Source organism: Streptomyces sp. RPA4-2, from assembly GCF_012273515.2.
GTDB lineage: Bacteria > Actinomycetota > Actinomycetes > Streptomycetales > Streptomycetaceae > Streptomyces > Streptomyces kaempferi.
On the sequence record NZ_CP050975.2, the window covers coordinates 4,772,399 to 4,795,696 of the forward strand.

Sequence of the window (23,298 nt, forward strand, 5' to 3'; positions counted from 1 at the left end):
AGATGCACAGTGGCAGCGAGGACCGACCACGACGAGCGCACCGACGCCGACGCGGAGGCGCCCGCACCGAAACGGCGTGGTCCCGGCCGGATCGCGATGGTGGTCAGTGTCTTCGGTGAACTCCTCATCACCGCGGGCCTGGTGCTCGGCCTCTTCGTCGTCTACTCGCTGTGGTGGACGAACGTCGTCGCGGACCGCGCGGCGCACACGCAGGGCGACAAGGTCCGCGACAACTGGGCGGGGGACAAGGGCCCCGGAGCGCTGGACACCAAGGACGGCATCGGCTTCCTGCACGTCCCGTCCATGAAGAACGGTGAGGTGCTCGTCGAGAAGGGCACCTCCACGGAGATCCTCAACGACGGCGTCGCCGGCTACTACACGGACCCCGTCAAGTCGTCCCTGCCGATGACCGGCAAGAACGGCAACTTCACGCTCGCCGCCCACCGCGACGGCCACGGCGCCAAGTTCCACAACATCGACAAGGTGGAGAAGGGCGACCCGATCGTCTTCGAGACCAAGGACAAGTGGTACGTCTACAAGGTCTTCGGCATCCTCCCCGAGACCTCGAAGTACAACGTCAAGGTCCTCCAGACGGTCCCCAAGGAGTCCGGCAAGAAGAAGCCGGGTCACTACATCACCCTGACGACCTGCACGCCGGTCTACACGTCCCGCTACCGGTACGTGGTGTGGGGCGAGCTGGAGCGCGTCGACAAGGTGGACGAGAACAGGACCCCGCCGAAGGAACTGCGCGGCTGACCGGCACAGCTCCTTCGGCGGTCGTACGTGCCGTATTCGGCCGGTTACCTCCCGGTCCGGCCTGCGGCGGGTTACGCCGACTTGGAAATGCCACGGGTACTCGGTGCGAGTGCCGTCGTAGTTGGCCGAGACCAGCCGGAGCTTCGGCGTCAGGCCGTCGCTGCTCCGGTCAGCCCTCATTTGGCATGTTCCGTACGTGTATCGCAAACAAGATGCGCAAGGGCCCGGTACTCGGACGAGTACCGGGCCCCTGTTGGCAGGCCTTGCGTGTTCGGCTGCTAGTTGCCGCCGATGAATCCGCCGCCGTTGCCGCCGTTGTTGCCGTTGCCGCCGATGGTGGTCAGATTGATCGTCGTCGCGTTCGGATCCGCCTGGCCCTGTTGCGGGTCCTGCGCGATGACGCGGGCGTTGTCGTTCTGATCGCCGTTGACCTGGATGTTGTTGAAGCCGTTCTGCTGCAGGATCTGCCTGGCTTCCTGAAGGGTCCTGCCCCTGACGTCCGGGATGTTCTTCTGCGGGGTCTGGGCCTTCTTGCCGATCTGGATGTTCACCGTGGAGTTCTTGTCGGCCGAGCTGCCCGCCTGCGGGCTGGTCGAGACGACCTTGTCGACCTGGGCGTCGTCCGCGGTCTCCACCTCGGTGCAGTTGCCGACCAGGTTGTTGGCCGTCATCTGCGCCTTGGCATCGTCACAGGTCTTGCCCGTCACGTCCGGCACGGTGGACTTCTCCTGCGCCTTGGCGATGGTGAGGGTGATCGTCGACCCCTTCTGGACCTCCGCGCCGAGCTTCGGGTCCTGCTCCAGGACCGTGTTCGGGTCCTCCGTGGAGATCTGGGTCTTCGTCTTGACCTGGAACCGGTAGCCGTCGCCCTCGAGCTTCGCCTTGGCGTCGTCGAGGCTCTGGCCGGTCACGCCGGGCACGACGACCTTCGGCGCGCCCGTCGAGACGACCAGGTTGACGGCGTCGCCCTTCTTGACGTCAGCGCCGGCCTTCGGGTCCTGGTCGCACACGCTGCCCTTGGGCTGGGCCTCGCACGGCTTCTTGGTGGTCGTCACCGTCAGCTCGACGTTGGCGGCCATCGCCTTGGCGTCGACCAGGGTCTGGCCGACGAAGTTCGGGGCCGCGAAGGGCTTGTTGCCGTTGCCGCTGCCGCTGAAGGCCCACTTGCCGATCAGGATCGCGCCGATGAGGACCAGGACCGCCGCCACGACCAGCAGGATCGTCGAGGTGTTCGACTTCTTCTGCTGGCGGCGCCGGGGCGGACGGTCGTCGTAGCCGCCGAAGCCGCCGTCGTCCGGGTTCATCGGGGGAAGCATGGAGGTGGCCTGGGCGTCCGTGGAGCGCAGGGCCGTGGTGGCCTGGTCGTCCGGGTAGCCGCCGTAGCCGACCGAACCCATGGCGGCAGTGGCCGCGACCGGCTGGCCGTCGAGGCAGGCCTCGATGTCCTGGCGCATCTCGTCGGCGGACTGGTACCGGTAGTTCGGGTCCTTGACGAGCGCCTTCAGCACGATCGCGTCCATCTCGGGCGTGATCTCGGGGTCGAAGACGCTCGGCGGCTGCGGCTCCTCCCGTACGTGCTGGTAGGCGACCGCGACCGGCGAGTCGCCCACGAACGGCGGGCGGACCGTCAGCAGCTCGTAGAGGAGGCAGCCGGTCGAGTAGAGGTCGCTTCGCGCGTCCACCTGCTCGCCCTTGGCCTGCTCAGGGGAGAGGTACTGGGCGGTGCCGATGACCGCGGCCGTCTGCGTCATCGTCATGCCGGCGTCGCCCATGGCGCGGGCGATGCCGAAGTCCATCACCTTGACCTGGCCGTTGCGCGTCAGCATGACGTTGGCGGGCTTGATGTCGCGGTGGACGATCCCGGCGCGGTGGGAGTACTCCAGGGCCTGGAGGATCCCGATGGTCATCTCCATGGACCGCTCGGGCAGCAGTCTGCGTCCCGAGTGGAGCAGCTCACGCAGGGTGGAACCGTCCACGTACTCCATCACGATGTACGGGATGGAGATGCCCTCGATGTAGTCCTCACCCGTGTCGTACACGGCGACGATCGCGGGATGGTTGAGCGAGGCGGCCGACTGGGCCTCCCGGCGGAACCGGGCCTGGAACGACGGGTCGCGTGCGAGGTCCGCTCGCAGCGTCTTCACCGCCACGGTGCGACCGAGCCGGGTGTCATGGGCGAGATGGACCTCCGCCATGCCACCACGGCCGAGCACCTGGCCCAGCTCGTACCGGCCGCCGAGGCGACGCGGCTCTTCCATAGCTACCTACCAGCCCTCTCCGTCGATCCCGACCGCACACATGTGTGGTCCGGCGGTGTGCCGTCCGGGCATACCGTACCCGGATCGACTTGTGTGACCTGGCCGAGCCCGTCACCCGATACAGGACCGGTATCGCAACGTGCAGCGATGTGAAGGGGACGTGACAGGGTTCACTTCTTGCTGTCGATTACTGCCTTCATCACACTCTTGGCGATCGGGGCGGCGAGACCACCACCGGAGATGTCGTCCCGGTTGGCGCTCTCGTCCTCGACCACCACGGCGACGGCGACCGGAGAGCTGCCGTCGGCGAGTTTCGCGTACGAGATGAACCAGGCGTACGGATTCGCGCTGTTGGCCACACCGTGCTGGGCGGTACCGGTCTTGCCGCCCACCGTGACGCCGTTCTCGTTGATCTTGGCGTTGGTGCCGGTGCCCTCGCTGACGACCGTCTCCATCATCGACTGAAGGATCTGGGCGTTGTCTTTGGAGAGCGGCTCGCTCAGCTTCTGCGGCTCGGTCTGCGAGATCACGTCCAGGTTCGGAGCCTGCAGCTTGTCGACCATGTACGGCTTCATGAGCGTGCCGTCGTTGGCGACCGCCGAGGCGACCATGGCCATCTGCAGCGGGGTCGCCGCGGTCTCGAACTGGCCGATGGAGCTGAGCGCCGTCTGCGGCTTGTCCATCGACTTGGGGAAGACGGAGGCGTTCGAGCGGACCGGCGTGAACTGCTGGGCGTTGAAGCCGAACTTCTCGGCCTCCGACAGCATCTTGTCCCTGCCGAGGTCGGCGCCGATCTTGCCGAAGACGGTGTTGCAGGAGTAGCGGAGCGCGATGCGCATGGTCGCGTCCTTGCAGGGGATGCTGCCCTCGTTCTTCAGCTCGGTCCTGGTGTCCGGCAGGGTGTACGGCAGCGGTGAGTCCGTCTTCTGGTCCGCGGACGAGTACAGCCCGTTCTGCAGCGCCGCCGCCGCCGTGACCACCTTGAAGGTGGAGCCCGGCGGGTAGGTCTCGCGCAGCGCCCGGTTGAGCAGCGGGTCGTTGGGGTCGTTCTTCTTCTGCAGCTTCGTCCAGGCCTTGCCGTCGACACTCGTCGAGTTCCCGGCGAAGGTCGAGGGGTCGTACGACGGGGTCGAGGCCAGTGCCAGGATCGCGCCGGTCTTGGGGTCGATCGCCGCGACGGCGCCCTTGCCCTGCTTCAGCAGACCCTGGTACGCGGCCTTCTGCGCGGCGGCGTTGAGCGTGGTGACGACGTTGCCGCCCTGCTTCTTCTTGCCCGTGAGCATGTCGAGGGTGTTGCGGAAGAAGAGCCGGTCGTCGTTGCCGGTGAGGATGCCGTCGTCGATGCTCTCCAGCTGGGTGGCGCCGAAGGCCTGGGAGGCGTACCCGGTGACGGGCGCCCACATCGCGCCGTCCTTGTAGGTGCGCTTGTACTCGAAGTCGTTGATGCCGTCCTTGGTCGACTTCGCGGCCCCGGTGATGGGGTTGCCGTCGACGATGATGTCGCCGCGCGGGGTGGCGTACCGCTCGATGGCGACGCGGCGGTTGAGCGTGTCGGTCCGCAGGCTGTCCGCCTGGACGTACTGGATGTAGTTGTCGCGGATGAGCAGGGCGAGGACGAGGAGTCCACAGAAGATCGCGATCCGGCGCAGGGGCTTGTTCACGGGCGGACCACCTGGGTCATCTCGGCGTCGGGGCTGGGCGCGGGTGCGGGGGCCGGGCGGCGGGCGGTGTCGCTGATTCTGATGAGGATGCCCATCAGCGCCCAGTTGGCGATGACGGAGGAGCCTCCGTAGGCCAGGAACGGCATCGTCATACCGGTGAGGGGGATCAGGCCCATGACGCCGCCCGCGACGACGAAGACCTGGAGCGCGAAGCCGCCGGAGAGACCGACGGCGAGGAGCTTGCCGAACGGGTCGCGGGCCGCGAGCGCCGTACGGATGCCGCGCTCCGCGATCAGGCCGTAAAGGACCAGGATCGCCATGATCCCCGCCAGGCCCAGTTCCTCGCCGAAACTGGCGAGGATGAAGTCCGAGTTGGCGGCGAACCGGATGAGTTCGGAGTGGCCCTGTCCCCAACCGGTGCCGAGCGTGCCGCCGGAGCCGAAGGCCCACAGGGCCTGCATGGCCTGCTCGGAGTGGAGGATGCCGTCGTGGGTTCCGGCCTGGCTGAGCTTGTACTCGTGCAGCGGGTTGAGCCAGGCCTGGACACGCGTCTGGATGTGCGGTTCGAAGCTCGCCACGCCCACGGCGCCGACAGCCGACATCAGCAGACCGAAAACGATCCAGCTGGTCCGCTCCGTGGCGACGTACAGCATGATCACGAACATGCCGAAGAACAGCAGCGAGGTACCGAGGTCGGTCTCGAAGACCAGGATCAGGATGGAGACGAACCAGACCACCAGGATCGGGCCGAGGTCGCGTCCGCGCGGCAGGTAGAGGCCCATGAAGCGGCGGCTGGCGAGGGCCAGCGCGTCGCGCTTGACCATCAGGTAGCCGGCGAAGAAGACCGCGAGGATGATCTTCGCGAACTCGCCCGGCTGGAGGGTGCCGAGGCCGGGAATCGAGATCCAGATCTTGGCGCCGTAGATGTTGGCACCGAGGCCCGGAACCAGCGGCAGCAGGAGCAGGATCAGGGCACCGAACATGGAGATGTAGGTGTAGCGCTGCAGGACACGGTGGTCCTTGAGGAAGATCAGTACCGCGACGAGCAGGCCGATGCCCAGCGCCGTGTACATCAGCTGGCGGGGCGCGGCAGGGGCGAAATTGGGCAGTGACCGGAGTAGCTTGGACTGGTCGAGGCGCCAGATCATCACCAGCCCGAGCCCGTTGAGGAGCGTCGCCAGCGGCAGCAGCAGCGGGTCCGCGTACGGGGCGAACTTGCGCACCGCGAGATGGCCGACGCCGGCGAGCAGGCCGAGTCCGAGGCCGTAGCTCAGCAGGCCGGGCGGCACCGAGTCGTTGATGGCCAGGCCCACGTTGGCGTAGGCGAAGACCGGGATGACGACGGCGAACACCAGCAGTGCCAACTCGGTGTTGCGCCGGCTCGGCGTGCCGATCGAGCCGATCGTCGACGTGTGGTGCGTCGGCGTGTTCGTACTACTGCTCATGGTGTGACAGGGCCCCTCACGGCTTCTTACTGCTTACCGCACAGCGAGACCAGCTTCTGCTCCTCGTCGGAGAGGCTGGGGCCGGGTGTGGGAGTAGGTGCGGTCTTGGACGGGTTCGACGACGGTGAACTCGACGAGTTCGGTGTCGGCGTCGGACTGGACGTGGCCTTGGACGTCAGCGAGGTGGTTGTGGTTCCCGTGGTCCCACCTGCCTCGCCCACACCGGCCTTCGCGTTGTTCTGCGTTCCGGCGGAGCGCCGCTCGGAGTCCTTCTTGCACGCGGACGCCTGCACGGCGAGCTCGTCGATCTTGGACCGGGCGTCGCTGAGACCGCCCTCCGCGATGGTCGCCTTGACCTGCTTCTGCTGATACGGCGGCAGGTACTTGAGTTCGATCTCGGGGTGGTCCTTCGCCACCTTCGAGAGCGAGACCCAGGCGAGGTCCTGGCTGATGCCGCGGTACAGCGCCACGTGCTGCCCGTTGCTGCCGACGTAGTACTGCGTCTGCGTCCACCGGTAGCCGCCGTACGCGCCGCCGCCGATGACGGCGAGCGCGAGCACGGAGTAGAAGGATCTCTTCAGCCACCTGCGTCCGCGGCGCGGCTTGACGAAGTCCTCGTCCGAGTAGTCGGCGAAGCCGCCGGTGGGGGCGTAGCCGTCGGCTTCGCCACTGCCGGGCGGCCCGAACCCGCCGCCACCGCCCTGTCCGGGCACCGGACGGCCGAGACCGGAGGCGCGGCCCGCGGGGGTCTGCATGGCGCCGTTGTCGTGCAGCTGGTGCTGGTTCTCGGCGACCGCGCCCACCACGACGGGGGTGTCGGAGAGCTGTGCGGCGAGGGTGTCGCCGGAGTCGATGTCGAGGACGTCGGCGACGATGACGGTGATGTTGTCCGGGCCGCCGCCGCGCAGCGCGAGCTCGATGAGGTTCTGGACGGTCTCCTGCGGGCCCTGGTAGCTGGCGAGGGTGTCCTCCATCGTCTGGTGCGAGACGACGCCGGACAGTCCGTCGGAGCAGATCAGGTAGCGGTCGCCGGCGCGGACCTCGCGGATGGAGAGGTCGGGCTCGACGTGGTCGCCGCTGCCCAGCGCGCGCATCAGCAGGGAGCGCTGCGGGTGGGTGGTGGCTTCTTCCTCGGTGATGCGGCCCTCGTCGACGAGGCGCTGCACCCAGGTGTGGTCCTGGGTGATCTGCGTGAGGACGCCGTCCCGGAGCAGATAGGCGCGGGAGTCGCCGACGTGCACGAGACCGAGGCGCTGGCCGGTCCACAGGAGCGCGGTGAGGGTGGTCCCCATGCCCTCCAGCTGGGGGTCCTCCTCGACCATCATCCTGAGCTGGTCGTTGGCACGCTGTACGGCGGTGCCGAGCGAGGTGAGGATGTCGGAGCCGGGCACGTCGTCGTCGAGCGCCACGATGGTGGAGATCACCTCGGAGGAGGCGACCTCACCGGCGGCCTGGCCGCCCATTCCGTCGGCGATCGCGAGCAGCCGGGGACCGGCGTAACCGGAGTCCTCGTTGCCCTCGCGGATCATGCCTTTGTGCGATCCGGCGGCGAAGCGCAGTGACAGACTCATGCGCACCTCGCCCGTCGGCTCCGGGTACATCCGCACGGTGCCCACCCTCCGGTCGGGAGCGCGCCGGGGTCCTTCGGCTGGACCGCCGCTGCGTGCTCGCTCCGCTCGCGCTCATTCATGACGTGGCACTACTTCCGCAGCTCGATGACGGTCTTGCCGATGCGGATCGGCGCACCCAGCGGGATCGGCGTGGGAGTCGTCAGTCGGCTCCGGTCGAGATACGTGCCGTTGGTGGAGCCGAGATCCTCGACGATCCACTGGCCGTCCCGGTCCGGGTAGATCCTGGCATGACGGCTGGACGCGTAGTCGTCGTCCAGCACGATGGTGCTGTCGTGCGCGCGGCCGAGCGTGATGGTCTGCCCCTGGAGCGCGACCGTCGTGCCCGTGAGCGTGCCCTCGGAGACGACGAGTTTGCTGGGGGCGCCGCGGCGCTGGCGGCCGCCGCCGCTCGGCGGCGCCTGCTGCTGGCGCTGCGGCGGTGGCGCCGCAGCCTGGCGCGCGGCCTGTTGCGGCCTGGCGGCGTCCCTGCGCGAGCCGCGCTGTGTGACACGCGTTCCGAACAGGTCGCTGCGGATGACCTGCACGGCCACGATCACGAACAGCCACAGTACGGCCAGGAAACCCAGCCGCATGACCGTGAGGGTCAGCTCTGACATTGCCCCCGCTTCACCCTTCGGCTTGCCGGTAAATGATGGTGGTGCTGCCCACGACGATCCGCGAGCCGTCGCGGAGCGTAGCGCGGGTGGTGTGCTGCCCGTCCACCACGATGCCGTTGGTGGACCCGAGATCCTGGATCGTCGAGGGCGTTCCGGTCCGGATCTCACAGTGCCGGCGGGATACGCCGGGGTCGTCGATCCGCACGTCGGCTTCGGTGCTGCGGCCCAGCACCAGCGTCGGGCGGGAGATCTGATGGCGGGTGCCGTTGATCTCGATCCAGTGCCGCGTGCGGCCACCGCTCGCTGGTCCGGCGGCCGCGCCGGGCCGCTGGCCCATGGGCGAGGGCGCCGGGCGTCCGGGCGGCGGCGCGGACGGCATGGGAGGAGCGGCCGCCGGCGGGTAGCCGTACCCGCCCTGGCCCCCCTGGCCGCCCTGGCCGCGCGGGGACGCCGGAGCGGGGCCCGCGGGGGCGCGATCGGGTGCCTGCTGGTCGGTGGAGGAGGCGAGCGTACGGCTGCGCACCCGGTACAGGCCGGTGTCGAGGTCGTCCGCATTCTCCAGGTGGACCTTGATGGGGCCCATGAAGGTGTAGCGCTGCTGCTTGGCGTAGTCGCGCACCATGCCGGCGAGCTCGTCGCCGAGCTGGCCCGAGTAGGGGCTGAGGCGCTCGAAGTCCGGTGTGCTCAGCTCCACGATGAAGTCGTTCGGTACGACGGTCCGCTCGCGGTTCCAGATCGTGGCGTTGTTGTCGCACTCGCGCTGCAGCGCTCCGGCGATCTCCACGGGCTGGACCTCGGACTTGAACACCTTGGCGAAGGTGCCGTTGACCAGACCTTCGAGACGCTGCTCGAATTTCTTCAGGACTCCCATGGGGCACCTCCTCCTTCGTAGCCGTCCTGGTACTGCGTGCTGCCTGTGCCGTACTGCGCACGGCCCGCCGCGTCGTACGGTCGGCCGCTGTCGCGCTGGTCGTGCTGGTACTGCTTACTGATCGTATCCACGCGCCGGGAAATCGGCTGGTTCCCCCTGTCGGCTCGGTCGACGGGTTGTCGACGCCTTCCGAAGTCCCCTCCCGAAGTTCCCTGCGAGGCACCTTTTCGAACTCTTCCCTGCACTACTCCTGCCAAGGATCGTAGAGGCGGCCCGGGACCAGTGTCCCGCACCCGACTGTGCACGCTGTCCTGCTCCTGGGGAGATGGCCTGGACCGGTACGAGGTTGATACGTGAACCGGTTCTCGTCGATACGTGCGACGGAGCCGACGTGCTCGGGCCCGGCGTACGGGACGTCACCGGGGCCGCTCGAAAAGCGATGTGAATCCGCCCCTGCCACCGTGCTAATCTTCTGCATGTCGGAAGGCCGTCGCACCACACGGTGGGGCGCCGGAGGACACACCCAATGCGCGGGTGGCGGAATAGGCAGACGCGCTGGATTCAGGTTCCAGTGCCCGAAAGGGCGTGGGGGTTCAACTCCCCCCTCGCGCACCAGTGAAGAGGGCCCATCGTGATCACGATGGGCCCTCTTCCGTATGCCCGTGACCGGGGCGGATCCGGGCGGCCCTGGCCGGAGTGTGTTCTGTCTCTCAATTTTTCCCGGGCCGCCGGGGCGGGGTCTCAGGGATGCCCGCGCAGCGGGAGATGGATCTCCAGGAGCGTGCCGGTGGGGGTGCCCGGGGTGACGCGCGTGCGGCTGCCGAGGTCGTCGATCCGGTCGGTCAGGGAGCGCAGGGCCTCGGCGGAGCCGGCCGCGGCACCGTGGCCGTCGTCGGTCACCTTCGCGTAGAGCCAGCGTCTGGTGACGCGTACGACGGTGTCCACCCGCCGTGCGCCCGAGCGGGCCAGGCGGTCGCGCAGGGCCTCGCGCAGGGCGAGGAAGGCCTCCTCCCGGTACCGCTCGGAGAGGGTCCGCTCGTCCCCCACGACCTCGACGGAGGTCCGGATACCGAGGCCGGCGTGCGGGCGGGGGCCCGCGAGGAAGGCCTCCAGGGCCTCGCGCAGGGGCGGCAGGGCGGCGCGGTGGCGCAGGCCGCCGATGACCGCCTGGTTCTGCCGGTCCGCCTCCGCCAACGCCCGCTGCGCCGCGGCGAGATGGGCGGCCAGGTGGGCGGCGGGGCGCTGGGAGGTGGTGGGGGAGCCGGGGAATGCGAGCGGGTCCAGGGTCGCGCGTGTGCCGGAGGCGTCGGACATCGCCGCGGTCGGTGTGGCCTTCGTGGCGGCTGTCGTCGTGGCGGCCTCGAGGCTGAGGCGGGCCGTGGACAGAGCGCAGCCCAGTTCGTCGTGGAGCTGCCGGGCCAGTCTGCGGCGCTCACCGCGGCCGTCGTCACCGGACCACACGCCCTCCCCGCCGTCCCGGACCACCTCGCCGAGGCGCCGGACGACCGCGATCGCGCGCGGCAGCACGCTCTCCCGGTGCGCGATGCCGTGTTCCAGGACGTGCAGCAGGGCGCACTCCAGGAGCAGCGCGACGGCGGCCGCCACCTGGTGGGGGGGAGGCCGAGGGCGGGGCCACGGGGGCGGGCGGATCGTCCGCGGCGGGGGGTGCGGACGTGGCCGGGGCGGTTTCGCGGCGCGCACCAGGACGGTACGGGCGAACTCCGTCAGCGTGCCGCGCAGCGCCGGCACCTCCGCCTCGGCGGGGGCGAGTACGTCGGGCAGCCGGGCGGCGAAGCGGGCGAGGACGGTGTCGGTCTCCCAGGTCCCCAGGGCGTCGCCGGCCGGGCCGGTGGCGGGGCCGTGGCGCGGTGACATCCGGGACGCCGCACGGACCAGGCCCTCGTGCAGGGCCTCGCCGAATCCGCTGCCGACGACCGGCACGCCGCCGGGAACGGAGACGGCCGGAGGAACGGGGGCGGGGGCGGTCGTGCTGCTCATCGGACTCCTCAACGCTCGGGTGACGCTCGGGTGCCGGGGCAACGTGGCCATCGCCAACGTAACAAACAGACTTGTCTGATTGTCAAGGGTCGACGAGCGTTCCGGGCGGGTGGTGCTCACGGGATCGCTCTCCCGTCAAGAGCCCGGTCATGGCCAAGAGCAGCAGGTTGTATGGGGATTGGATGGAGGTGTGTGTTCACAGGGCTGTCAACCAAAACAGGCATGGTTGTATGATTCCGGTTGTCGCCGGCGCCCACGGGCACCCGCGCGCTCCTTCATGCCAAGCGCAGGAATAGGCAGGTGCAGCCTGATGCAGACTCGGTCCGAACAGACCCGTCAGGCTCTCGTCCGTGCCGCGGCGGAACTGATAGCGAACGGCCGGCTCGCCGATGCGGGGCTGGTCAACATCTGCCGCCGGGCCGGAGTGAGCCGGGGGGCTCTCTACCACCACTTCTCCTCCATCGCGGAGTTGAACGCCGCCGTCTACGAGCAGGCGCACGAGCGGGTCGTCGCGCTCATGGACGAGGCCTTCGGGGGCGGCCCCGTGGAGGACGCCCCCGAGCGCCTCCTGATCGCCTTCTGCGAGGCCCTGCGGACGGAGGAACTCGTCCGGGCCGGGATCCAGTTGGCGGTGGACGGGTCGGCGGGGCCGCCCCGGCTGCGCGACGACGTGCTGACGCTCGTACGCGGGCGTGTGGCCGACACGCACCGGGACGCCGTGCCGGCGCCGGAGGATCTCGCCGACCTCGCGGTGGTGGTGGCCGCGGGGCTGGAAACCCTGGGGCACACGGATGCCGAGTGGTGGGACGCCAGGACGTCCAAGAGGCTGTGGGCGCTGTTGCGGCCGTTGTTCTCGGTGGCGGCCGTCGGGGGCGCCGGTGCGGTGGGTGCGGTGGGTGCCGCGGGTACGGAGGGGCCGGGCGGCGGGGGGAAGGGGAGCGGGTCTGAGGTGCCGCGGTGGGCCGCGTCCGGCCCGGACGGCGTCGTAGCGGGACGCGCCCGTGCCGTGCGGCGGTGTGCGTGGCACCGGGCACCTGTCCCGCGCGGCGGTGTGGCGGGGTGCGTCTGGTTCCAGAGGGGCGCGGTGAGGTGTGTCGGAGCGGGCCGATCGCGGTTCAGCGGCTCTCTGTCCGGGCCGAGTCGTGTCGGCCCGGCGTCAGGGGCCCGGGATGTTGGCGTGGCCCGTGCGGTCGCGGCCTCGCGCCCCGGCGCGGGTCGGGGCGAAGCGGGGCGAGCCGCCGGTGGTGCCGTACGGGCGGGGGGCGCGGCAGCTGTCCATGGGGTGCGCGAGGACACGAGCACGAGGGTGTCAGGGCGCTGGTCGCGTTCCGGGCGTCCGGAGGTGGCGCGCGGTCAGGTCCCGGGCCCGGACGGCGGCTTGGGGGAGCCTGGCCGCTCGGCGGGGTTCGGCCGGGTCCGCCGGTCCGGCGGGGTGCTGCGGGGTCCGGCCGCGCTCAGACGTCCTCGGACCCGGGCTGCGCGGCCATGGTGGTGCGCAGGCGGCCGAGCAGGCCGGGGGTGGCCAGGCCGGGCAGCACGAAACGCCAGAACGCGCCGATGCGGTCGGGCAGGTCCTCGCGGTTGCTGTACACCTGCGACATCAACTGCAGCCCGGTGAAGGCGCCGACGATGGTCGAGGTGGCTTCCTGGATGTCCACGCCGGGCAGGATCTCGCCCTGCTCCTCGGCCTGCCGCAGCAGCGCCAGGATCGCCGCGCCGGACTGCTCGTACGCGGTCTGAGGCGGGCGGGAGAAGGACGTCTGCTCGACCGCGAGCCGCACACTCGCGCGCAGCACCGGGTCGCGCTGGAGGCGCTGGGCGAACTCCAGGGTCAGGTCGATGACGGCCTGGAGCTTCACCGCCCGGTCGGGCACCACGAGTGCTTCGCTGTGCGCGGTCACCAGGGCCACGGCGATCGCTTCCTTGGAGGGGAAGTGGTGGTACAGCGCGCCTCGGGTGAGACCCGTCCGGGCCAGGATGTCGTTGGTGCTCGCCGCGTCGTAGCCGCGCTCGTCGAACACGCGGGCCGCGGACTCCAGGATCGAGTGCCTCGACCTCGTTCCGCGCTCTTGTGTGGCCATGCCAGGTCCTTGCTCTCGCCCCGCTGAAATTTTACCGACTGGTCTGTATTGTATCGGCAAGGCGGCACGCCGCCAGAGGGCGGAAGTACTTGCTTCCGGTTCGGCTCCGTCCGGCTCGGTTTTCGGCCGGTCCGGGCGTGGCCCTCCAGCGTTCCTTCGGCGGTCCTCGGGCGGGCTGTGCGGGGCGGTCCCGGGGCACCCCGGGCGGTCGCGGACGACCGCCCGGGACTACGGATGGCCGAGCCGGAAGCCGACCCCGCGGACGGTGATGATCCAGCCGCTCGAACCGAGCTTGCCGCGCAGGCTGCTGACATGGGTGTCGATGGTGCGGCCGCGGTGGGACCAGGTGTCGTCCCAGACCTGCGCCATGAGCTGGCGGCGCGGCATCACGGTGCCGGGCTGCGAGGCCAGCAGGTGCAGCAGGTCGAACTCCTTGCGGGTGAGGTCCACCGGCTCCCCGTCCAGCGTGGCCACCCGGGTGCCCACGTCGATGCGCAGCGGCCCGTGGGTGATGACCTGGGCGGACGCCGGCTGCTGCCGTACCCGGCGCATCACCGCCTCCATCCGCGCCAGCAGTTCACGGAAGCCGTACGGCTTGACCAGGTAGTCGTCGGATCCGGCCTGCAGTCCGAGGACGCGGTCGAGCTCCGAGCCGCGCGCGGTGACGGCGATGACCGGGGTGTCGCAGACCGCCCGGATGCCCCGGCACACCTCCAGCCCGTCCAGGTCGGGCAGGTCGAGGTCGAGCAGCAGGAGATCGGCGTCGCGGTGCGCCTGGAGCGCCTTGGTGCCGGTGGCCACGCTCTGCGCGGCGTACCCCTGCCGCAGCAGGCCCTGGACGAGGGAGTCGGCGGCCCTGGCGTCGTTCTCCACGACCAGGACGCGCAGGGCTCCGGCCGGCGGGCCGGGGTGGTTGGTGGCAGCGTGTGCGGCAACCGGCCGCCCGGGGTGGGGAATCGTGGGGCGGTGCGGGAGATTGCGCTGCGATCGGACGTCGAGTAGATCCACGGCTTGCCGATTCATCTGCTCCTCCTGAGGCACAGTCTCGTCATCACGGAACGGACTGCTGAACGCTCACGTTGAGGACGATAGCAAACAGACTTGTCTGATTGTCAACGTGTTCTCCGTCCCCCGCGCGTCGGTCCGTGACCTCCGTCAACATCCCTTTCTGACCTGCTTGGATGTGCGGTTCTTCGCCAATCCGAGGTCGTGTGTCCAGGGGGTCCGCAGGGGGTGGCGAGCCCGGTCCGGCCGGGCTTCGTGACTCTAACCATGCAGGTCTGCACGGTTTCGAGGAGGTGATGGCGCAAGTGGCGTGATCGTGTCGTACCAACCGGTAATGACGGCCTGAACCTAGAGGGATACTAAAGCTTTACTTGAAGAACCGAACAGACATGTCTGTATCTTGTGCGAGCAAGAGAACGTCGGCCACGGGGGGTGGCTGCCGACAGTGCGAAGTGCTGCCCCCTGCTCGGAAACAGACAGGAGTGCCGTACATGTCGTACACCACCTCCACCCGTGTGTCCGTCGAAAGCGACGTCGCGACGGTGGCCACGAGGGCCCCGCGAACCACCGCGAGGACGCTGCAGCCCCGGCTGACCACGACGGTTCCGCGCGAGTACGTGCACCGCGCCGCCGTGTCCGAAGTGCTGCTGACCGGCTGGGAAGCCGCCACCGCGCCCGCCGGGCCCGACCTCTCCGACGTCTTCGCGGTCAGCGCCCAATGGCCGCGCAGCCACTCGTTCTTCACCCAGTCCGGCGGCTATCAGGACCCGATGCTGCTGATCGAGTCCGTCCGCCAGATCGGCTCCCTGCTCGCGCACGCCGAGTTCGGCGTCCCCTTCGGGCACCAGTTCCTGATGTGGGACATGTCGTTCAGCACCGTTCCCGAACTCCTCGTCGCGGACGCCGTGCCCACCGAGGTCGAACTGCGCACCGTCTGCCGCGACATCGTCCGCCGGGGCCGTGTGCTCGGCGGTATGCGCTACGACGTCACCGTGCTGCGTGACGGGAAGGCCCTGGCCACCGGGGGCGCCGCGTTCAGCTGCACCAGCCCGGCCGTCCACCGCAGGCTGCGCGCCGGCCGCCCCACCACCACCGACCGCGTCGTGCCGCCGGGGATCGATCCCGCCGCCGTGGGCCACTCCGGCGACCACCATGTGCTGCTCGCCGAGCCCGGGGCCGGCGCCGGCCCCGGTTCCAGCGACCGCTGGGAACTGCGCGTGGACACCGCCCATCCCACCTTCTTCGACCACCCCGTCGACCACATACCGGGCATGGTCCTGCTGGAGGCGGCCCGGCAGGCCGCCCTCGTCTCGACGGGCATGCCCGACGCCCTGCTGCTGGGCCTCAAGAGCAACTTCGCGCGCTACGCCGAGTTCGACGCCCCCTGCTGGATCGAACCGCGGGTCGAACCGCACGGCACCGACGGCGGCGTACTGGTGCGGGTGCGCGGTACGCAGCACGCTGAGACGGTCTTCACCGCCGAGCTCGTCCTGAGCCCGCGTGGACGCTGAACCCGTACACCGTCCGGGCCCCTTGGCGAGCGTCCCATCCCGAGGAGAGTGTTCCGTGCCCACCCTTCTGATCACCGGCGCGGCCGGCTTCGTCGGCAGCCATGTCACCCGCGAGGCGGGGCGGCGGCGGGCCGAGTTGAGGCTGATGTCGCACCGCAGTCCCCTGCCCGGCTCCGGCCCCCGGGTCGTACGGGCCGATCTGAGTGAACCCGCGTCCCTGCGCGGGGTGTGCGAGGGCGTCGACGTCCTGATCCACTGCGCCTCGCGGATCGGTGGGGACGTCGAGGCCAACGAGGCCGTCAACGCCCGCGGTACGGCGGCCCTCGTCGAGGAGGCGCGCGGCGCGGGGGTCGCGCGCATCGTCCAGCTCAGCACCGCTTCCGTCTACGGCCGCGGTACCTTCCGCGGCGGCCGGCCCGGGGAGCTGACGCGCCGTCCGGGCTCGCCCACCTCCCGCACCCGGGCCGAGGCCGAGGACGCCGTTCTCGCGGCCGGCGGCATCGTCCTGCGGCCGCACCTGGTGTACGGGGAGGGCGACACGTGGGTGGTTCCGGGGCTGGCCCGGCTGCTGTCCACGCTGCCGGGCACCGTGGACGGCTGGCCCTCCCGGACGTCGATGATCGCGGTGTCCGAGCTCGCCGGACTGCTGGTGGCGACCGCGCTCGCCCCGGCCGCCGACCTGACGGCCTCCGTCTACCACGCGGCCCACCCGGAGCCCGTCCCGGTGGACGCCCTGCTGCGCGCGGTGGCCGCCTGCGCCGGCATCGACCGGCCGGACCGGGATCTGACCGCCGACCAGGCTCGGGCGGTCCTGGAGGAACGCGGCGTACCGGCGTCGGGGCTCGACATGTTCATCACCGACCACGTCTTCGACAGTGCCCCGCTCTGGTCCGATCTGCGCCGTGCTCCCGGCCCCGGGTTCGACACCGATTTCGCGCGGGCCGCGCCCTGGTACCGCAAGGTCCTGCACTCCGGCTGAGAGTCCCCGCACTCCGCCCGGAAGCGCCCGTGCACCGTCTGGAAGTTCCCTACCCCGCCTGAAAGTGCCCGTACTCCGAACTCGAGGTCCCCGTACTCCGACCCTGGGTTCCCGCACTCCGGCCGACGCGACCTCCGTCGGCCCGGAAAATCTATGGGAAGGCCGAAAGCATCTCCATGGAATGCTGCATTCCTTCCCTTTCCGGACCCGACGGTTCCGCCCGTCGGGTCCGGTTTTTTGACGGAAGCCTGACCTTTTTCTTTCCTCTTCCGCAAACTGCTGCCCCGGGTCTGCGGATTCTGACCCAGTTCTGCAACGGACCGTATTGAAGGGGGGTGCGCGCTCGAACAGTGTTGGGGCTCCGAGCGGAGTCAGGGGAGGTCCATCGTGCGCAAGGTGCTCATCGCCAACCGTGGCGAAATCGCTGTCCGCGTGGCCCGGGCGTGCCGGGATGCCGGGATCGCGAGCGTTGCCGTGTATGCGGAACCGGACCGGGACGCTGTGCATGTCCGAGCGGCGGACGAGGCGTTCGCGCTGGGCGGTGACACCCCGGCCACCAGTTATCTGGACATCGCGAAGGTGCTCAGGGCCGCCGGGGACTCGGGGGCGGACGCGGTCCATCCCGGGTACGGCTTCCTGTCGGAGAACGCGGAGTTCGCGCAGGCCGTCCTGGATGCCGGGCTGATCTGGATCGGGCCGCCTCCGCAGGCCATCCGTGACCTGGGTGACAAGGTCGCCGCCCGGCACATCGCGCAGCGTGCCGGTGCCCCGCTGGTCGCGGGCACCCCCGATCCGGTCTCCGGCGCGCAGGAGGTCGTGGCCTTCGCGAAGGAGCACGGCCTGCCGATCGCGATCAAGGCGGCGTTCGGTGGTGGCGGGCGCGGGCTGAAGGTGGCCCGCACCCTGGAGGAGGTCCCGGAGCTGTACGACTCGGCGGTCCGGGAGGCGGTCGCCGCGTTCGGACGCGGTGAGTGCTTCGTCGAGCGGTACCTCGACAAGCCCCGCCATGTGGAGACGCAGTGCCTGGCGGACGCGCACGGCAACGTGGTCGTCGTCTCGACCCGTGACTGCTCGCTGCAGCGCCGTCACCAGAAACTGGTGGAGGAGGCGCCCGCGCCGTACCTGTCCGACGCGCAGGTCGCCGAGCTGTACGCGTCGTCCAAGGCGATCTTGAAGGAGGCCGGCTATGTCGGCGCGGGGACCGTGGAGTTCCTCGTCGGCATGGACGGCACGATCTCCTTCCTGGAGGTCAACACCCGTCTGCAGGTCGAGCACCCGGTCACCGAGGAAGTCGCCGGCATCGACCTGGTCCGGGAGATGTTCCGCATCGCCGACGGCGAGGAACTCGGTTACGGCGACCCCGAACTGCGCGGTCACTCCTTCGAGTTCCGTATCAACGGCGAGGACCCCGGCCGCGGCTTCCTGCCCGCCCCCGGCACCGTCACCACCTTCGCCCCGCCCTCCGGCCCCGGCGTCCGCCTCGACGCCGGTGTGCAGTGCGGCAGCGTGATCGGTCCGGCCTGGGACTCCCTGCTGGCCAAACTGATCGTGACCGGTCGTACCCGCGCGGAGGCGCTCCAGCGCGCCGCCCGCGCCCTCGACGAGTTCGAGGTCGGCGGGATGGCCACCGCCCTGCCCTTCCACCGCGCGGTGGTGCGGGACCCGGCGTTCGCCCCCGAGCTGACCGGTTCCGCGGACCCGTTCACGGTCCACACCCGCTGGATCGAGACCGAGTTCGTCAACGGGATCCCCGCCTTCACGCCCCCCGGGGACCTGGGCGCCGGGACGGAGGACGAACCGGGCCGCGAGTCCGTCGTCGTCGAGGTCGCCGGGCGCCGTCTCGAGGTGTCGCTGCCGTCCTCGCTGGGCATGTCGCCGGCCCGCACCGGACTCGCCGCGGGCGCCAGGCCCAAGCGCCGCGCCGCCACCCGCAGGTCCGGCCCGGTCGCTTCCGGCGACACCCTCGCCTCGCCCATGCAGGGCACGATCGTCAAGGTCGCGGTCGAGGAGGGCCAGGAGGTCCAGGAGGGCGACCTCATCGTGGTCCTGGAGGCCATGAAGATGGAACAGCCCCTCAACGCCCACCGCTCCGGCACCGTCAAGGGCCTGAGCGCGGAGGTCGGCGCGTCCGTCATCTCGGGCGCCGCCATGTGTGACATCACCGGCTGATTCATGAGCGGATTCTCGGCCAATTCGCCATGGAACCGTGCGGTCCTCCGTAATTGTCTGCGGAATTCTGACCCGGTCTGACAATTACCTGACACAGCGAATATTGAAACCGCTCTCACCGCCCCGGATACTGAATAAGAGCTTTCGTCACCTGTCGTGTGGTGGGCCTCGAGGAGAGGGAAACGTATGTACAGCACGCTGATTGTGGCTCGGATGGAACCCGGGTCGAGCGTCGACGTGGCCAGGATTTTCGGTGATTTCGACGACACGGAAATGCCGCATCGCATGGGAACGCGCCGGCGCCAGCTTTTCCAGTACCGGGGTCTGTACTTCCACCTCCAGGACTTCGACGCGGACAACGGCGGCGAGCTGATCCAGCACGCCCGGCACGACGCGCGCTTCGTACAGATCAGTGAGGACCTGAAGCCGTTCATCGAGGCGTACGACCCGGCCACCTGGCGCTCCCCGGCCGACGCGATGGCCACGCGCTTCTACAACTGGGAGGCGTCCGCGTGACCGGCCGACGAGTCGTCATCACCGGCATAGAGGTGCTGGCCCCCGGCGGTGTCGGGGCGAAGAACTTCTGGAACCTGCTGAGCGAGGGCCGTACGGCCACCCGCCGCATCAGCTTCTTCGACCCCAGCCCCTTCCGCTCCCGGGTCGCCGCGGAGATCGACTTCGACCCCGCGGAGCACGGACTGAGCCCGCAGGAGATCCGCCGGATGGACCGCGCCGCGCAGTTCGCGGTGGTCGCGGCCCGTGGCGCGGTCGCCGACAGCGGCATCGACCTCGACGCCCACGACCCGTACCGGGTGGGCGTCACCATCGGCAGCGCGGTCGGCGCCACCATGGGTCTCGACGAGGAGTACAACGTCGTCAGCGACGGCGGCCGGCTGCGCCTGGTGGACCACGCGTACACCGTCCCGCACCTGTACAACTACCTGGTTCCCAGCTCCTTCGCGGCCGAGGTCGCCTGGGCGGTGGGCGCGCAGGGCCCCAGCACGGTGGTCTCCACGGGCTGCACGTCCGGCATCGACTCGGTCGGCCACGCCGTCGAGCTGCTTCGCGAGGGCTCGGCCGACGTCATGATCACGGGTTCGTCCGACGCCCCCATCTCGCCGATCACGATGGCGTGTTTCGACGCGATCAAGGCGACGACGCCCAGGGACGACGACCCCGAGCGGGCCTCGCGCCCCTTCGACGGGACCCGCAACGGGTTCGTCCTCGGCGAGGGGGCCGCCGTGTTCGTCCTGGAGGAACTGGAGAGCGCCCGGCGGCGCGGCGCGCACATCTACGCCGAGATCGCCGGGTACGCGACGCGCTCGAACGCGTACCACATGACGGGTCTGCGGCCGGACGGCGCGGAGATGGCCGAGGCCATCACGACCGCGCTGGACGAGGCCAGGATGAACCCGACCGCGATCGACTACGTCAACGCGCACGGCTCGGGCACCAAGCAGAACGACCGCCACGAGACCGAGGCGTTCAAGCGCAGCCTGGGCGACCACGCCTACCGGACCCCGGTCAGCTCGATCAAGTCGATGGTCGGGCACTCGCTCGGCGCGATCGGTTCCATCGAGATCGCCGCGTCCGCGCTGGCCATGGAGAACCACGTCGTGCCGCCCACGGCCAACCTGACCACCCCCGACCCCAAGTGCGACCTCGACTACGTGCCGCTGGTCGCCCGGGAGCAGCTCACCGACGCGGTGCTCACGGTCGGCAGCGGCTTCGGGGGATTCCAGAGCGCCATGGTGCTGGCGCGTCCCGAGAGGAGCGTGGCATGACCACCACGGTGGTAGTGACCGGTCTGGGCATCGCCGCCCCCAACGGACTGGGCACACAGGACTACTGGGCCGCGACCCGGACCGGCAAGAACGGCATCGGGCGGGTCACCCGCTTCGACCCGTCGTCCTACCCGTCGACCCTGGCGGGCGAGGTGCCGGGCTTCGTCGCCGAGGACGTGCTGCCGAGCCGGCTGCTGCCGCAGACCGACCACATGACGCGGATGGCGCTGGTCGCCGCCGACTGGGCGCTCGCCGACGCGGGGATCGACCCGACGGAGCTGCCGCAGTACGACATGGGCGTCGTCACGGCCAGTTCCTCGGGGGGCTTCGAGTTCGGCCAGGGTGAGCTGGAGAAGCTGTGGAGTCAGGGCAGCCAGTACGTCTCCGCCTACCAGTCCTTCGCCTGGTTCTACGCCGTCAACAGCGGTCAGATCTCCATCCGCAACGGGCTGAAGGGTCCCAGCGGCGTCATCGTCAGCGACGAGGCCGGCGGTCTCGACGCGGTGGCGCACGGCCGGCGGCTCATCCGCAAGGGCACCCCGATGATCGTCTCCGGGGGTGTCGACGCGTCGGTCTGTCCCTGGGGCTGGGTGGCGCAGATGGCCGGCGGCCGGCTGAGCACCAGCGACGAACCGACCCGCGCCTATCTGCCCTTCGACGCCGACGCGTCCGGCCATGTGCCGGGCGAGGGCGGCGCCATCCTGATCATGGAGTCGGCCGAGTCGGCGTGCGCGCGCGGCGCCCGGATCTACGGCGAGATCGCGGGCTACGGCTCGACGTTCGACCCACGGCCGGACAGCGACCGCGAGCCCGGTCTGCGCAAGGCGATCGAACTCGCCCTCGCCGACGCGGACGTGGCACCCGGGGACGTCGACGTGGTCTTCGCGGACGCGGCCGGCGTGCCGGAGCTGGACCGGATCGAGGCCGAGGCGATCTCGGCGGTCTTCGGTGTCCGGGGCGTTCCGGTCACCGCGCCCAAGACGATGACGGGCCGACTGTACTCCGGCGCGGCCCCGCTCGACATCGCCACCGCCCTGCTCGCCGTGGAGGAGGGACTGATCCCCCCGACGGTGCACGTCGACCCGGACGAGGAGTACGGACTCGACCTGGTCCTCACCCAGTCGCGGCCCGCCCAGGTGCGTACCGCGCTGGTCGTGGCCCGTGGCTACGGCGGCTTCAACTCGGCCGTCGTCGTCCGCGCCGTCGACTGACCGGACATCCCGTCGCCCGACCGATCCGTCGCCCGAAAGATCCATCGCCTGACCGACCCATCGGCTGACCGACCCACCGTCCGACCGATCCATCGTCCGACCGAACCATCTCGACCTGGGAAGGAACCCACGTGTCCACTTCGGAATTCACCCTGGACGACCTGCGCCGCATCCTGCTGGAGGGCGCGGGCGTCGACGAGGGCGTCGACCTCGACGGCGACATCCTCGACGAGCCGTTCGAAGTCCTCGGCTACGAGTCGCTGGCCCTGCTGGAGACGGGCAGCCGCATCGAGCGCGAGTACGGGATCGTCCTCGACGAGGACCTGCTGACCGACGCCGACACCCCGCGCGCCCTCATCGAGGCCGTGAACCACCAGTTCGGCGCCGACGAGCCCGCCGCCGCCTGACCCCGACGGCTTTCCCGGGCCGGGCGAAACCTTTCGCCGCATCCGAGCGCGGCCTTGCCGCACCGCATCCGAGCGGGGCCTCGTCCGGCCCGGGCCCGCCGCAGACCACACGCCACAGGGAGAGGAAGCACATGTCAACGCTGGAGAAGCGGGTCGCTCTCATCACCGGGGCCACCAGCGGCATAGGTCTCGCGTCCGCCCGCGCGCTGGCCGCCGCCGGCCACCGGGTGTTCATCGGCGCGCGCAACGCCGACAACGTCGCCGAGACGGTCAAGACGCTCCAGGACGAGGGTGCCGAGGCGGACGGCGGTGTGCTCGACGTCCGTGACCCGGCCTCGGCCGCCGCCTTCGTGCAGGCCGCCGTCGACCGCTTCGGCACGGTCGACGTCCTGGTCAACAACGCCGGCCGGTCCGGCGGCGGTGTCACGGCCGACATCGACGACGAGCTGTGGACCGATGTCATCGACACCAACCTCAACAGCGTCTTCCGGCTGACCCGGGAGGTGCTCAACACGGGCGGCATGCGCCACAGCAGCCGTGGCCGGATCATCAACATCGCCTCCACGGCGGGCAAGCAGGGTGTGGTCCTGGGCGCCCCGTACTCCGCCTCCAAGCACGGCGTGGTCGGTTTCACCAAGGCCCTCGGCAACGAGCTGGCCCCCACCGGCATCACCGTGAACGCCGTCTGCCCCGGCTATGTCGAGACGCCGATGGCCCAGCGCGTGCGCGCCGGGTACGCCGCCGCCTACGACACCTCCGAGGACGCCATCCTCGAGAAGTTCCAGGCCAAGATCCCGCTCGGCCGCTACTCCACCCCCGAGGAAGTGGCCGGCATGGTCGCCTACCTCGCCTCCGACACGGCCGCCTCGGTCACCGCGCAGGCCATCAACGTCTGCGGCGGACTCGGCAACTTCTGAGCGGCCCCGCCACCCCCG

At 70.1% G+C, this 23,298-nt stretch carries 19 protein-coding genes, 1 tRNA gene and 1 pseudogene; 11 read left to right on the top strand and 10 right to left on the bottom strand.

The genetic code is table 11. From position 1 onward, the window contains the following. The first annotated feature begins 9 nt into the window (after window positions 1-9). Window positions 10-756 (top strand): class E sortase, encoded by a 747-nt coding sequence (locus tag HEP85_RS20815; RefSeq protein ID WP_168529071.1) that lies wholly within the window; start codon window positions 10-12, stop codon window positions 754-756. Window positions 757-1,034: 278 nt separating this feature from the next. Here the strand turns inward: HEP85_RS20815 and pknB are convergent, their stop codons facing one another. The 7 genes from pknB to HEP85_RS20850 all read right to left on the bottom strand — a co-directional run bounded on the left by pknB (window position 1,035) and on the right by HEP85_RS20850 (window position 9,349). Next, on the bottom strand, window positions 1,035-3,014 hold the full coding sequence (pknB, locus tag HEP85_RS20820; RefSeq protein ID WP_168529072.1) for a Stk1 family PASTA domain-containing Ser/Thr kinase: 1,980 nt from the start codon (window positions 3,012-3,014) through the stop codon (window positions 1,035-1,037). Between the two features lie 170 nt (window positions 3,015-3,184). Further along, the gene (locus tag HEP85_RS20825) at window positions 3,185-4,675 is read right to left on the bottom strand and encodes a penicillin-binding protein 2 (protein ID WP_168529073.1); all 1,491 of its coding nucleotides are present in this window, start codon (window positions 4,673-4,675) and stop codon (window positions 3,185-3,187) included. Further along, the gene (locus HEP85_RS20830; protein ID WP_168529074.1) at window positions 4,672-6,120 is read right to left on the bottom strand and encodes an FtsW/RodA/SpoVE family cell cycle protein; all 1,449 of its coding nucleotides are present in this window, start codon (window positions 6,118-6,120) and stop codon (window positions 4,672-4,674) included. Before HEP85_RS20830 ends, HEP85_RS20825 begins: the two co-directional genes overlap by 4 nt. 26 nt (window positions 6,121-6,146) lie before the next feature. Continuing rightward, the gene (locus tag HEP85_RS20835) at window positions 6,147-7,691 is read right to left on the bottom strand and encodes a Stp1/IreP family PP2C-type Ser/Thr phosphatase (protein ID WP_248002015.1); all 1,545 of its coding nucleotides are present in this window, start codon (window positions 7,689-7,691) and stop codon (window positions 6,147-6,149) included. Window positions 7,692-7,819: 128 nt separating this feature from the next. Beyond that, on the bottom strand, window positions 7,820-8,347 hold the full coding sequence (locus tag HEP85_RS20840) for an FHA domain-containing protein (RefSeq protein WP_168529076.1): 528 nt from the start codon (window positions 8,345-8,347) through the stop codon (window positions 7,820-7,822). Between the two features lie 10 nt (window positions 8,348-8,357). Further along, window positions 8,358-9,218, bottom strand: a complete 861-nt coding sequence (locus tag HEP85_RS20845) for a DUF3662 and FHA domain-containing protein (protein WP_329526928.1) — start codon at window positions 9,216-9,218, stop codon at window positions 8,358-8,360. Then, the gene (locus HEP85_RS20850; RefSeq protein WP_168529077.1) at window positions 9,206-9,349 is read right to left on the bottom strand and encodes a hypothetical protein; all 144 of its coding nucleotides are present in this window, start codon (window positions 9,347-9,349) and stop codon (window positions 9,206-9,208) included. The genes HEP85_RS20845 and HEP85_RS20850 overlap by 13 nt, the downstream gene beginning before the upstream one ends. Window positions 9,350-9,746: 397 nt before the next feature. Between HEP85_RS20850 and HEP85_RS20855 the strand changes: the two genes are divergently transcribed. Further along, window positions 9,747-9,833 (top strand) — tRNA-Leu (locus tag HEP85_RS20855). A gap of 126 nt (window positions 9,834-9,959) precedes the next feature. On the opposite strand, the gene HEP85_RS20860 is transcribed toward HEP85_RS20855, so the two are convergent. Then, window positions 9,960-11,216 carry a histidine kinase gene (locus HEP85_RS20860; RefSeq protein ID WP_369657785.1) on the bottom strand — a complete coding sequence of 419 codons (1,257 nt, stop codon included), beginning with the start codon at window positions 11,214-11,216 and terminating at the stop codon, window positions 9,960-9,962. 310 nt (window positions 11,217-11,526) lie between these two features. Here HEP85_RS20860 and HEP85_RS20865 point away from each other — a divergent pair. After that, window positions 11,527-11,685 (top strand): annotated as a pseudogene (locus tag HEP85_RS20865) (TetR family transcriptional regulator); the annotation flags it as partial. 985 nt (window positions 11,686-12,670) lie between these two features. Here the strand turns inward: HEP85_RS20865 and HEP85_RS20870 are convergent. Both HEP85_RS20870 and HEP85_RS20875 read right to left on the bottom strand, forming a co-directional pair. Continuing rightward, window positions 12,671-13,297 carry a ScbR family autoregulator-binding transcription factor gene (locus HEP85_RS20870; protein WP_168529079.1) on the bottom strand — a complete coding sequence of 209 codons (627 nt, stop codon included), beginning with the start codon at window positions 13,295-13,297 and terminating at the stop codon, window positions 12,671-12,673. A gap of 228 nt (window positions 13,298-13,525) precedes the next feature. Next, a complete protein-coding gene (locus HEP85_RS20875) occupies window positions 13,526-14,320 on the bottom strand; it encodes a response regulator transcription factor (RefSeq protein WP_329526935.1) in 795 nt (264 codons plus the stop codon). 473 nt (window positions 14,321-14,793) lie between these two features. Between HEP85_RS20875 and HEP85_RS20880 the strand changes: the two genes are divergently transcribed. The 8 genes from HEP85_RS20880 to fabG all read left to right on the top strand — a co-directional run bounded on the left by HEP85_RS20880 (window position 14,794) and on the right by fabG (window position 23,280). Further along, the gene (locus HEP85_RS20880) at window positions 14,794-15,813 is read left to right on the top strand and encodes a ScbA/BarX family gamma-butyrolactone biosynthesis protein (RefSeq protein WP_369657786.1); all 1,020 of its coding nucleotides are present in this window, start codon (window positions 14,794-14,796) and stop codon (window positions 15,811-15,813) included. A gap of 55 nt (window positions 15,814-15,868) precedes the next feature. Then, window positions 15,869-16,792: an NAD(P)-dependent oxidoreductase gene (locus tag HEP85_RS20885; RefSeq protein ID WP_168529081.1), complete on the top strand. Its 924-nt coding sequence runs from the start codon at window positions 15,869-15,871 to the stop codon at window positions 16,790-16,792. A 387-nt stretch (window positions 16,793-17,179) separates the two neighbouring features. Next, window positions 17,180-18,961 (top strand): biotin carboxylase N-terminal domain-containing protein, encoded by a 1,782-nt coding sequence (locus tag HEP85_RS20890; RefSeq protein WP_168529082.1) that lies wholly within the window; start codon window positions 17,180-17,182, stop codon window positions 18,959-18,961. A gap of 186 nt (window positions 18,962-19,147) precedes the next feature. Next, the gene (locus tag HEP85_RS20895) at window positions 19,148-19,477 is read left to right on the top strand and encodes a TcmI family type II polyketide cyclase (protein WP_153289591.1); all 330 of its coding nucleotides are present in this window, start codon (window positions 19,148-19,150) and stop codon (window positions 19,475-19,477) included. Further along, window positions 19,474-20,745 carry a beta-ketoacyl synthase gene (locus HEP85_RS20900; RefSeq protein WP_168529083.1) on the top strand — a complete coding sequence of 424 codons (1,272 nt, stop codon included), beginning with the start codon at window positions 19,474-19,476 and terminating at the stop codon, window positions 20,743-20,745. Before HEP85_RS20895 ends, HEP85_RS20900 begins: the two co-directional genes overlap by 4 nt. Beyond that, window positions 20,742-21,956, top strand: coding sequence for a ketosynthase chain-length factor (locus HEP85_RS20905; RefSeq protein ID WP_369657787.1), 1,215 nt, complete (start codon window positions 20,742-20,744; stop codon window positions 21,954-21,956). Before HEP85_RS20900 ends, HEP85_RS20905 begins: the two co-directional genes overlap by 4 nt. 131 nt (window positions 21,957-22,087) lie before the next feature. Then, window positions 22,088-22,363, top strand: coding sequence for an acyl carrier protein (locus HEP85_RS20910; protein ID WP_168529085.1), 276 nt, complete (start codon window positions 22,088-22,090; stop codon window positions 22,361-22,363). Between the two features lie 131 nt (window positions 22,364-22,494). Next, window positions 22,495-23,280 carry a 3-oxoacyl-ACP reductase FabG gene (fabG, locus tag HEP85_RS20915; RefSeq protein ID WP_168529086.1) on the top strand — a complete coding sequence of 262 codons (786 nt, stop codon included), beginning with the start codon at window positions 22,495-22,497 and terminating at the stop codon, window positions 23,278-23,280. The last annotated feature ends 18 nt before the right edge of the window (window positions 23,281-23,298 follow it).